We start from the raw sequence: 9,821 nt of genomic DNA, 5'->3' as shown, positions 1-9,821 counted from the left end.
TGGCTTGGAGGCCATGGGACTTATGCGTAATAATTCCGTTTTAGTTGGTCGGTGGGGCCTGGCCGCCCTGTGTTGAGCTTTGTTGTTCCGCAGGCCACCGGCGTTCCCGTCAGGCGGCTGAGCTGCCTCTGGAGATGGATGTGCTGGCACCGCGACACCTGAACGCTCACGGGAAATTTAGGTTTGTGATCAAGAGGCTTGTGATCAAGCGTCTTATGGCCCTGCTGCGAGCCATCGAAAGAGATGGTAAGCACTGCGCCGATGAGGCAATATTAGCTGGCCTATTTGTGGGCGCTGGAAGTGTATATATTGCCGAAAAGCTACACCAGTCAAATGCGTTTGGGCTCCTGTTGCTGGTTAATGCATCGTTAAATCTTGCAGGGCCGATTGCCTGTGCGCTGCTGATTACCGTGAGGCTGAGCCCCTATTGGGTTCGGTATTATCGGCTCGGGATGGGTGCCGCTTGGCTGAGGGTCGTTGTACCCGCGGCGATTACCGGCGCTATCTTGAACTTTTATTTTCTTTTAGCCTCCGTTGTTGCTGGCGTATTAATTAGTTCTCGCCAGGATGTGATTGGTGAATTCCGGCTTGTTTTTGCTGCCATCAGGCCCGCAGACTTGGCGCTTTCAAGCTTGGAGGCAAGTATTTACGTTATGGTCGCAAGTACATGGGCCTTGGTAGAGTCTAGGTCTAGCATCGGCCAGGGCAATCCCATTGCCCTGGTGATTAGCTCGGTGACGGTCCATGTGTTTGCTGCTGTGATGGCGACAAAAATTGCTTGGATCTTTGTGTGCCAAATGATTTTCTGAAAGATGGTGAATGAAACGAGATAGTTAGATTTTTAGCTCCATTACCTTCGTGCTCCTCGGCGCCACATTGGTGTCATTGGCCATGGAGCAGGGCTGGATTTCCTGGTGGCAAAGGCCAATGCGGATCACCCTGGTGGCTAAGTCGGCGAAATCCTTGAGCCCTGGCATGGAGGTCAAGTTGTCTGGTTTGACTGTTGGTCGGCTCAAGACTCTTTCGATAGCAGGCGATGCCCGCATAATCGGAAAGCTCGATGTGGACCCAAGCTATGCAAGTTTTATCGGCCCATCTAGCATTTTGAGGGTAGATCAGGAGGGGCTTATTGGGGATTCATTTATTTCCATAACCCCAGATCTAGCAAAGGTGAAGCCGAAACAGGTCAATAGGGCAAGTGATTCAACGCTCGAGCTTCCTCTCGAGCCTGCACTTGATACAAGGGAATTATTGATAGGCCTGGCGCAAACCCGTATGCGGCTTGATGCAACAATTGCCAATGCAGGCAAGGTCTTTGCCAGTGATGTCCCCATCACATTGAGTTCCATGCGTCAAGGAGCGGGATCTTTTTCTGATTTGGCCAAGGCTCTTCAAAAGGAGACCGAAGATACGGCTCCAGTAGTGCGAGAAACTTTGCAGAGTGGCCAATCAGGTGTCAATCAGCTTGGCGCAGCAGGCGTGAGCGTAATAGTTACAAGCGAGGAATTGCGTGGTCTAATTCAGACACTCAAGGCCATGTTTGATCGGTAGCAGTTTTCCATTTATAGGCGGAGAGTGGGGTGGCTAGGGAGTCACCCCTCCTCCTCCGTCCAGGTGCTAGCCACATGCAGTTCCTCCAGCTGCTTGTCCGCCACCCCGGCCGGGGCCTGGGTCATCAGGCAACGGGCCTGCTGGGTTTTGGGGAAGGCGATCGTGTCGCGGATCGACTCCTCGCCCGCCAGCAGCATCACGATCCGGTCCACCCCGTAGGCCAGGCCGCCGTGGGGTGGGGCGCCCATATCGAGGGCCTCCATCAGGAAGCCGAACTGGCGCTCGGCCTCCTCCAGGGGCAGGCCGATGGTCTGCAGCACCTGGCGCTGCAGGGCCGAATCGTGGATGCGCAGGGAGCCGCCGCCCAGCTCCAGGCCGTTGAGCACCAGGTCGTAGGCCTGGGCGCGGGCCGTGGGCAAGGTGTTGGCCCAGGCGGCCGGATCTGCCCCAAGGTCTGCGGCGTTGGGGGCGCAGAAGGGGTGGTGCAGGGCTTCGAGCCGGTTTTCGCCGGCGTTGAACTCGAACATCGGGAAATCCACCACCCAGAGGAAGTTCCACTGGTCGTTCTGCCGCTCGCTCTGCACCAGGCCGAGCTCGCGGGCCAGGAACTGGCGCACCCGATCGAGGGCCTTATTCACCGTGGCGGTGTCGCCTGCGCCAAACAGCAGCAGGGTGCCGGGCGTGGCGCCGCTGCGCTCCAGCAGCTCGGCTTTTTTGTCGTCTGAGAGGTTGTCCTTAATGGCGCCGATCGTGTCGATCTCGCCGCCCTCGCGCACCCGGATAAAGGCCAGGCCGCCGGCCCCAGCCTTTTGGGCCTCGCTGAACACATCGCCGCCGGGCTTGATGCGCACGTTGCTGATCGCCTCGTTGCCGCCGGGCACGGCGATGCACTTCACCGCGCCGCCGGCGGCCACGGCGCCGCTGAACACCTTGAAGCCCATGTCTTTGACCAGGTCGGAGACATCGCACAGCTCCAGGCCGTAGCGGGTGTCGGGCCGGTCGGTGCCGTAGCGGGCCATGGCCTCATGCCAGCTGAGCCGCGGGAAGGGGCGCGGCAGCTCGATGCCCTTGACGGCCTGCCAGATGCTGGCGATCAGGGCCTCGTTGAGCTCCAGGATCTGCTCCTGGCCCATGAAGCTCATCTCCATATCCAGCTGGGTGAATTCCGGCTGGCGATCGGCCCGCAGATCTTCATCGCGGAAGCAGCGGGCCAGCTGGTAATAGCGCTCGATGCCGCCCACCATCAGCAGCTGCTTGAACAGCTGGGGCGACTGGGGCAGGGCGAACCACTCGCCACCGCACACCCGGCTGGGCACCAGGTAGTCGCGGGCTCCCTCGGGGGTGGAGCGGGTGAGCACCGGGGTTTCCACCTCGATGAAGCCGGCCTCTTCCAGGAAGCGGCGCATCGCCTGCACCGTGCTGTGTCGCAGGCGCAGGTTGCGGGCCATGCGCTCGCGGCGCAGGTCGAGGTAGCGGTGGCGCAGGCGCAGCTCCTCGCGGGTGTTCTCCTCGTCGTGCAGCGACACCGGGAAAGGCAGGTTGCCCTTGACGGCATTGAGCACGGTGATGGAGGCCGCAACCACTTCCACCTGGCCGGTGGCCAGCTTGTCGTTGATGGCGTCGGCGGGCCGCTGGCGCACCGTGCCGGCCACCTGGATCACCGTTTCATTGCGTAGGTGCTCCGCTACGGCGAACATTGCGGCGCCGTTGTCGGGATCGACGGTGATCTGCACGCTGCCGCTGCGGTCGCGCAGGTCAACGAAAATCACACCGCCATGGTCACGGCTGCGGTCTACCCAGCCGCACAGCTCTACGGCCTGACCGCTGGCGTCTTGGCGCAGGTCGCCGCATCCGTGGCTGCGCATGGGGAGAAGGCAAGCGAATCCTCGATTTTCCCACGGCGCCGTCAGCGCCGGTAGAAGGGCCGCTTCACCACGGTGGCCGGCTCGGCCTTGCCCCGAACCTCCACCGCCAGCTCGGTGCCCAGCTTGGCGGCGGCGACGGGCACGCTGGCCAGGGCGATGGCCTTGCCCAGGCTGGGGGACCAGGTGCCACTGGTCACCTCGCCCACCACGGCGCCGTTGTGCAGCACCGGGTAGCCGTGGCGCGCGATCGCCCGGCCCTGCAGTTCCAGGCCCACCAGCCGCCGCCCCACCCCCTCGGCGCTCTGGCGCTCCAGCACCGCCCGGCCGATGAAGGGCTTGGGCATCTCCAGGTGCACCAGCCAGCCCAGCCCCACCTCCAGGGGCGTGGTGCTGGCATCCATCTCACTGCCATAGAGGTGCATGGCGGCCTCCAGGCGCAGGGTGTCGCGGGCGCCGAGACCGCAGGGGGTGACCCCCGCCTCCAGCAGCTGGCTCCACAGGTTGAGGCCCGCCTGGGCGGGCAGGAGCAGCTCGAAGCCGTCTTCGCCGGTGTAGCCGGTGCGGCCCACAAAGGCGGTGGCCCCCGCCAGCTCCAGCTCCCGGTGGCCGAAGCGGGGCAGGCCAGAAAGGCTTTCGCCGCAGAGGGCCTCCAGGCGCACCTGGGCCTCTGGCCCCTGCAGGGCCAGCAGTACCCCATCGCCCTTGCGGTCGTCGATGGCGATGCCGGCCGGCTCCAGCTGGCTGCGGATCCAGGCGGTGTCGGTGTCGGCGCAGGCGGCGTTGATCACCAGCACCAGCTCATGGCTGGCCGCTTCGCCCTTGGCTCCCTGGCGCCAGCCCCGGTCGTAGACGATCAGGTCGTCGCGGATGCCGCCGGCCTCGTTGAGCAGCACCGTGTAGCAGGCCTCGCCGGGGCCGATGCGGAACAGATCGGTGGGCACCAGGCCCTGCAGGGCATCCTTGACGCCATCGCCCCGCAGGCCCAGCACCCCCATGTGGGAAATATCGAAAACACCGCAGTGGCTGCGCACGGCGGTGTGCTCGGCCACCAGGCCGGCAAATTGCACGGCCATCTCCCAGCCGGCGAAGGGCACCATCCGGCCGCCAGCCGCCTGGGCTGCTTCGAATAGTGGGGTGTGCAGCAGGGTCATGGGGGGATCCTATTGGGGGTCGTGGCAATCACGAAGGAACTCGAAAGATTCGGGTTCCTTGCTTCCCAGCAGTGCCAGGCGTCCATACCTTGGGAGACCAAATCCCGATCTGTTGATGGGTCAAAGACCCTGCTGTCGTAGCTGCCGCCATTGCGCCCCTCCTAGGGGTGTGGAAATGGGCTGGTGCCAGCTGCGCCAGTTGCAGATCCACCCCGAGCTGGCCACCGAGCTGTGGTGCCACCACTGGACGGCCCGGCCACCGCGGCTGCCGGTGCTGGTAGGGGGCCAAGGCGCCGGAGCAACAGATGGCTCCCTAGCTGGGCCCCTGCCGAATCAGCAACTCAGCCTGGATGCGGTCCTGGGCCAAAGCTGAAGCGGATATAAATTTTTTACACGACTGCTCGCCCTGGCCGCTTTGCCTGGCCGCAGCAGGGATGCTGCGTTATTAAGTTATTTGATGGTTCCCGGAGGAGGCTGAGATGACCGCAACCATGTCGATCACCACCCCTATCGAGTTGATGGCGGCCCAGGTGGACTGCGAGATACTCACCCTGCCCACCGGTGCCAAGGTGTTTTCCCGCGGCGAGCGGGCCGATTCCATCTATGGGGCGCGGCGCGGCATCGTCGAGTTGGTTGGCGAAGGCGGGGAAAAACTCTGCTACCGGCCCGGCGAGCTCTTCAGTTACCAGGACATCGTCTGGGGCGATGGCTGCTACCGCAATGAGGCCCTGGCCCGCACCCCGGTGGAAATCCTGCGCCTCGATCGCCTCCGCTTCCTCAACCTGCTGCACAACCACCCCACCCTGGCCGTGCTGTTGATCAGCCAGCAGCATGAACGCCTGCGCGAGCAGCGCACCAGCGGCACCTGCTGCTACTGAAGCTCCCGCTCGATTGAGGCTGGAATGGCGTCGAAGCCGCCCCGTTGCCAGCGGGGACTCCAGATCTCCGAGCCACAGACGACGGCCGCGGCTCGGGCGGGATCCGGCTCCAGATAGCGACGGCCGTCTGTGGCGGCGAACGTCCAGCTCCACCAGCCGCTCGGATACATGGGCACCCAGCCATACATCGGGTCGGCGTAGCCGAACACCTCGCGGATCAGCTTCACCGTGTCGATGTGCACTTGGCGGAAGGCCTCCGGTGATTCGCTCTGGGTGGCAAACACGCCGCCGGGCCGCAGGATGCGGCGGCAGTGCTCGAAAAACGCTCGGTTGAACAGGCCTTCGGCGGGGCCGGCCGGGTCGGAGCCATCGACCATCACCACGTCGTAGCTGGCATCGGGCGCATTGGCGGCCCAGGCGATGCCGTCGCCCACCGTCAGCTGGAAGCGGGGGTCGCTCCAGCAACCGCCGCCGATGGAGGGCAGGTATTGCTGGCTCCACTCCACCACCAGCCCGTCGATCTCCACCAGGTCGAGCTGCTGCACGCCAGCGTGGCGCAGACACTCGCGGGCGGTGCCGCCATCGCCGCCGCCGATCACCAGCACCCGCTCGATGCTCGCCGCGCCGCAGAGGGCCGGATGCACGATCGCCTCGTGGTAATGCCGCTCCTGGCGCTCGGCCGTCATCCAGCAGCCATCGAGCAGCAGGCCCTTGCCGTAGCGCTGGCTGTCGATGATGGTCACCCGCTGGAAGGGCGACTGGGCTTCGGCGAGCACGGTGCCCTCGAGGCCGTAGCGCACGCCGTCGAAGATCTCGTCGATCCAGCCTGGGCTGGGTGGGGTGCTGCTGTCGGCCATGGACGGGAAGGATCGCATCTCCACATTTGCGCATCACGGGTTGCCGATCCCCCTGGGCTGCCCATGACAGGCTTTGGGGATGACTGGTGGGGTGCCTGGCGATCTGCAGCTGAGTGGGCGGTGGGTGATCCCCGCTGCGGAGCTGCGCTGGCGCTTCTCGCGCTCCTCCGGCCCGGGGGGCCAGAACGTGAACACCACCGACTCCCGGGTGGAGCTCGGGTTTGACCTGGCGGCCACAGCGGCCCTGCCGCCCCTGCTCCAGGCCCGGGCCCTGCGGCGGCTGGAGGGGCGGCTAGTGGAGGGCTGGGTGGTGATCGCCGCCAGTAAGCACCGCTCCCAGTGGCAGAACCGGGTGGCCGCCCAGCGGCGCCTGGTGGCGCTGCTGCAGGAGGCGATCAAACCGCCGCCGCCGCCGCGGCGGGCCACCAAGCCCACCCGGGGTTCAAAAGAGCGCCGCCTCGCCGCCAAGAAACTGCGCAGCGCCATCAAGGGGCAGCGGCGCTCGCGCCCCCAGCTGCCGGAGGGCTGAGCTGTTTATGGATGCCTACAGGAGCATGTACATCTGTACAACCTCCCGGAAGCACCAGATCGGCAGCGGGCCTGCCGCCTCAGCTGCCAGCCGGCGGCCCGTTCTCCGCCCGGATCTGGGCCTTGGCCTGCTGCCACAGGCCTTCGAGCTCGCCAATGCTGCGGCCCTGGAGATCGCCGCCCAGGGCGGCCTCCACCCGGGAGAAGCGATCGAGAAAGCGCCGATTGGTGCCGGCCAGGCCCTCTTCCGGGTCGATCCGGCACCAGCGAGCCACGTTCACCAGGGTGAACAGCAGATCGCCCAGTTCCTCCTGGGCATGGCGGCGATCCCCGGAAGCCACAGCTTCCTTGAGCTCGTCGAGCTCCTCGTGCACCTTCGCCCACACCCCCTCGATGTCATCCCACTCGAAGCCGGCCGCGGCCGCCTGTTTGGAGATGGTCATGGCGCCGGCCAGGGCGCCCTGGCCGCGCACCTTGCCGGCCAGGCGCTCGCTGAGGGGGCTGGTGGAGGGGACCTGTAGGCGCTCGGCGGCCTTGATTTCCTCCCAGCTGGCCGGTTCGCCGCCGAACACGTGCGGGTGGCGGCGCACCAGCTTGGCGCTGATGCCGCGGGCGATCGCCGCCAGATCAAAGCGCCCTGCCTCGCCGGCGATCTGGCCGTGCAGCACCACCTGCAACAGCAGGTCGCCCAGCTCCTCGGCCAGGTGGTTGTCGTCGCCATGGCGGATCGCATCGGCCACCTCATGGGCTTCCTCGAGCAGGTAGGGCACCAGGGAGGCGTGGGTCTGCTCCAGGTCCCAGGGGCAGCCGGTTTTGGGGTCGCGCAGCCTTGCCACCACGGCGATCAGCTCGGCGATGGCCTCAAGGGTCGGGGTGCTGGAGGGGGAGCCCATGGAGGTGGCGGGGCGCGGTAGGGCCACCCTCTCATCGCCACCCTCTCACCGGCGCCGCTTGTGCCACCGCCGTTTGCCCCGCCGCAGCAACCGCGGCGTTTTGGCCATCGGATCACCGTCCTGCACTAGATGCAGCCAGGCGCTGGCCTCCAGCCCCACCAGCGCCGCGATCACCAGGGGCTGGTGCCCGCGCCAGAGCTGCTGGACTAGCTGCACCAGGGCTGCGGGGGTCGGGGTGCCGAGGGGTTGGGCCAGCCAGCTGAGGCCGATCAGCAGGACGCCCAAATAGAGCAGTCGCCCGCAGCTGCCCAGCAGGGGGCTGTGGGAGAGCAGGGAGCGATGGCGCAGCAGGTTGCGGTAGGGCCACCAGAGCAGCCGCAGGGCCCCCCAGCGGCGGGTGGGATTGGAGCGGGTGTCGAGGTCGGGGGAGAGCAGCAGGCCCCCCAGCAGGAAGGCCAGGCTGGCGCAGGCCGCCCCGGCCAGCCCCTGCCACGGCCACCACAGCAATCCGAAGGGCAGACACAGGCCCCAGGTTGCTCGGTCGTGGCTGGGGCCGCTGGCCATGGTTGGTTGGTGTAAGTTGCGCAGCAAGCGCGATTAGCTCAGCGGTAGAGCGCCTGCCTTACAAGCAGGATGTCGCTGGTTCGAACCCGGCATCGCGCATCTTATCTTTTTGCTCCGCGTAGTAGCCGCGGCGGCTGTCAAACAGTTGGGCTAGTAATTTTGGCTTAATAATCTCAGTCTAGCGATTTAAGGAACTCGCCAATTTTTGGTGCACAGGTCTGGAGTACATGCTGCAAAGAGGTATGGCCCTTGCCCGTGCCGGAATCGCTAATCTCAACGATTTCCATTTTCTCGGCAAGTATGCACCTGGCCTCTTCCAGTTGGCCCAGCTCAACTGGCACCATTTCGTCGCCGTCAATTGCTACGGCAAGCACTTGGGCTTCAATCTTCTCAAGTGATAGGGCAGCGTTGAATGTGTCATTGGCCCGCAATTGGTAGATCCAGTCGTTGGCATCTAGTTTTGCGGCGATTTTCTTTGCCAGCCTGGGCAGGTGCCGGAGGGCAAGCTCCCTGGTGGGGGCAGCTCTCCATAGGTGGTTGACCCCGGACATAAATATCCAGTAGGTCATGATGGCTAGGGGAAAGTTGCGTGGGGGCTCAAGGTAATTGCCGCCATCCCAGCTTGGATCAATGAGCAAGGGCTCAATTCCGAGATAATCCTGCATGCCACGACGGCCGGCCAGCGGAAAGGGAGAGGCGACCATCGGGATGATGCTCTTGGCCGCCTGGGGATATTGAATTGCCCATTGCCATGCGAGCCTGCCGCCCAAGGAGCTGCCGATCACGGCCCGTAATTGGTTGATACCCAGGTGATTGGTTACCAGGTCGTGCTGGGCCCGAACCACATCCTCATGCTGGTAGGAGGGGAAGTTCATGCGCAGGCCATCGCTTGGTTTGCTTGAGCCGCCTGCACCAATGTTGTCTGAGATAATCACAAAGGTATGGCCCAGATCCAGGGGCTGGCCGGGGCCATACATGCTGTTGGCCCACCAACCCTCTGTATAAATCTGCCAGCTGCTTGCTGTTCCATGAATGAGCAGAACCGCATTTTGGATCAGGCCATTTGAGTCAAGCTGGGGCTCTCCCAGGGTGGTGTGGTTAATGCGCGCAAGGGCAAGTGTCTGGCCGCTTTCAAACTGAAAATTGTTGATCAGATGGAACTTTTCTCCGCTGTTTACGGCGAAGGTATCTCGATCAGCCATATTTTCTTGCTTCGGTTTATTGACCCCTAGCCTTGGGGCAGCATTTGGCCATGTTGTTCAGCCAACACGGTGCTTGAACCCTCACCGGGTCTTGCCGACTCTTGCCTCGTATCACCTAGTCAGTCCATCGGAACCCCCGTGGTGGGATCGAGGCGTTCGGCTAGGGCGGCCACCGGCACCATCACCAGCAGGGCCACGCCGCAGATCAACCACTGCTGGGGCTCCAGGGGGGCCGTGGCGAAGAAGCGGTTCATCCAGCCGAGCTGGCTGAAGCCCAGCTGCAGCAGCACCGCCGTGCCGATGCCCGCCAGCAGGATCGGATTGTGGTGCCA

The 9,821-nt window shown here is 64.3% G+C and carries 12 protein-coding genes and 1 tRNA gene; 6 read left to right on the top strand and 7 right to left on the bottom strand.

The genetic code is table 11. The features are described 5' to 3' along the window. Positions 1-134: 134 nt before the first annotated feature. Positions 135-809 carry a hypothetical protein gene (locus KBZ15_RS11775; RefSeq protein ID WP_255015403.1) on the top strand — a complete coding sequence of 225 codons (675 nt, stop codon included), beginning with the start codon at positions 135-137 and terminating at the stop codon, positions 807-809. A 118-nt stretch (positions 810-927) separates the two neighbouring features. After that, entirely contained in the window at positions 928-1,551 is a 624-nt protein-coding gene (locus KBZ15_RS11770; RefSeq protein ID WP_255015402.1) for an MlaD family protein, read from the top strand. A gap of 41 nt (positions 1,552-1,592) precedes the next feature. On the opposite strand, the gene aspS is transcribed toward KBZ15_RS11770, so the two are convergent. Then, a complete protein-coding gene (gene aspS / locus KBZ15_RS11765; protein ID WP_255015401.1) occupies positions 1,593-3,416 on the bottom strand; it encodes an aspartate--tRNA ligase in 1,824 nt (607 codons plus the stop codon). A 41-nt stretch (positions 3,417-3,457) separates the two neighbouring features. Next, positions 3,458-4,567 carry a glycine cleavage system aminomethyltransferase GcvT gene (gcvT, locus tag KBZ15_RS11760; protein WP_255015400.1) on the bottom strand — a complete coding sequence of 370 codons (1,110 nt, stop codon included), beginning with the start codon at positions 4,565-4,567 and terminating at the stop codon, positions 3,458-3,460. Between the two features lie 175 nt (positions 4,568-4,742). Here gcvT and KBZ15_RS11755 point away from each other — a divergent pair, with 175 nt between their 5' ends. Next, positions 4,743-4,940: a hypothetical protein gene (locus tag KBZ15_RS11755; RefSeq protein WP_254931895.1), complete on the top strand. Its 198-nt coding sequence runs from the start codon at positions 4,743-4,745 to the stop codon at positions 4,938-4,940. Between the two features lie 106 nt (positions 4,941-5,046). Then, complete coding sequence (locus KBZ15_RS11750; protein ID WP_231596566.1) at positions 5,047-5,445, top strand: cyclic nucleotide-binding domain-containing protein; 399 nt, start codon at positions 5,047-5,049, stop codon at positions 5,443-5,445. On the opposite strand, the gene speE is transcribed toward KBZ15_RS11750, so the two are convergent. Beyond that, on the bottom strand, positions 5,439-6,320 hold the full coding sequence (speE, locus tag KBZ15_RS11745; protein ID WP_255015399.1) for a polyamine aminopropyltransferase: 882 nt from the start codon (positions 6,318-6,320) through the stop codon (positions 5,439-5,441). The two genes, KBZ15_RS11750 and speE, sit on opposite strands and share 7 nt — an antisense overlap. Before the next feature lie 61 nt (positions 6,321-6,381). Here speE and arfB point away from each other — a divergent pair, with 61 nt between their 5' ends. Next, a complete protein-coding gene (gene arfB / locus KBZ15_RS11740; protein ID WP_255015398.1) occupies positions 6,382-6,831 on the top strand; it encodes an alternative ribosome rescue aminoacyl-tRNA hydrolase ArfB in 450 nt (149 codons plus the stop codon). A gap of 79 nt (positions 6,832-6,910) precedes the next feature. On the opposite strand, the gene mazG is transcribed toward arfB, so the two are convergent. Both mazG and KBZ15_RS11730 read right to left on the bottom strand, forming a co-directional pair. Then, positions 6,911-7,723: a nucleoside triphosphate pyrophosphohydrolase gene (gene mazG, locus KBZ15_RS11735; protein ID WP_255015404.1), complete on the bottom strand. Its 813-nt coding sequence runs from the start codon at positions 7,721-7,723 to the stop codon at positions 6,911-6,913. A 45-nt stretch (positions 7,724-7,768) separates the two neighbouring features. Next, positions 7,769-8,287 (bottom strand): metal-binding protein, encoded by a 519-nt coding sequence (locus KBZ15_RS11730; protein WP_255015397.1) that lies wholly within the window; start codon positions 8,285-8,287, stop codon positions 7,769-7,771. 27 nt (positions 8,288-8,314) lie between these two features. On the opposite strand from KBZ15_RS11730, the gene KBZ15_RS11725 reads away from it, so the two are divergent. Beyond that, a tRNA-Val gene (locus KBZ15_RS11725) sits at positions 8,315-8,386 on the top strand. Between the two features lie 74 nt (positions 8,387-8,460). Here KBZ15_RS11725 and KBZ15_RS11720 read toward each other — a convergent pair. Together KBZ15_RS11720 and KBZ15_RS11715 are read right to left on the bottom strand one after the other, a co-directional pair. Further along, complete coding sequence (locus KBZ15_RS11720) at positions 8,461-9,489, bottom strand: alpha/beta fold hydrolase (RefSeq protein ID WP_255015396.1); 1,029 nt, start codon at positions 9,487-9,489, stop codon at positions 8,461-8,463. A gap of 119 nt (positions 9,490-9,608) precedes the next feature. Then, positions 9,609-9,821 (bottom strand): cation transporting ATPase C-terminal domain-containing protein (locus KBZ15_RS11715; protein ID WP_255015395.1); only part of this gene is annotated, 213 nt, incomplete at its 5' end.

The organism is Cyanobium sp. BA20m-p-22 (assembly GCF_024346275.1).
Taxonomy (GTDB): domain Bacteria; phylum Cyanobacteriota; class Cyanobacteriia; order PCC-6307; family Cyanobiaceae; genus Cyanobium_A.
Note: the sequence above shows the minus strand (reverse complement) of the source record. Positions and strands in the feature narration are given on the sequence as shown.

Coding starts and splice junctions, on each gene's coding strand:
- KBZ15_RS11770 (WP_255015402.1), top strand. CDS start 928: ATGCGGATCACCCTGGTGGCTAAGTCGGCGAAATCCTTGAGCCCTGGC.
- KBZ15_RS11750 (WP_231596566.1), top strand. CDS start 5,047: ATGACCGCAACCATGTCGATCACCACCCCTATCGAGTTGATGGCGGCC.
- KBZ15_RS11730 (WP_255015397.1), bottom strand. CDS start 8,287: ATGGCCAGCGGCCCCAGCCACGACCGAGCAACCTGGGGCCTGTGTCTG.
- arfB (WP_255015398.1), top strand. CDS start 6,382: ATGACTGGTGGGGTGCCTGGCGATCTGCAGCTGAGTGGGCGGTGGGTG.
- aspS (WP_255015401.1), bottom strand. CDS start 3,416: ATGCGCAGCCACGGATGCGGCGACCTGCGCCAAGACGCCAGCGGTCAG.
- KBZ15_RS11720 (WP_255015396.1), bottom strand. CDS start 9,489: ATGGCTGATCGAGATACCTTCGCCGTAAACAGCGGAGAAAAGTTCCAT.
- KBZ15_RS11775 (WP_255015403.1), top strand. CDS start 135: ATGGATGTGCTGGCACCGCGACACCTGAACGCTCACGGGAAATTTAGG.
- speE (WP_255015399.1), bottom strand. CDS start 6,320: ATGCGATCCTTCCCGTCCATGGCCGACAGCAGCACCCCACCCAGCCCA.
- KBZ15_RS11755 (WP_254931895.1), top strand. CDS start 4,743: ATGGGCTGGTGCCAGCTGCGCCAGTTGCAGATCCACCCCGAGCTGGCC.
- gcvT (WP_255015400.1), bottom strand. CDS start 4,567: ATGACCCTGCTGCACACCCCACTATTCGAAGCAGCCCAGGCGGCTGGC.
- mazG (WP_255015404.1), bottom strand. CDS start 7,723: ATGGGCTCCCCCTCCAGCACCCCGACCCTTGAGGCCATCGCCGAGCTG.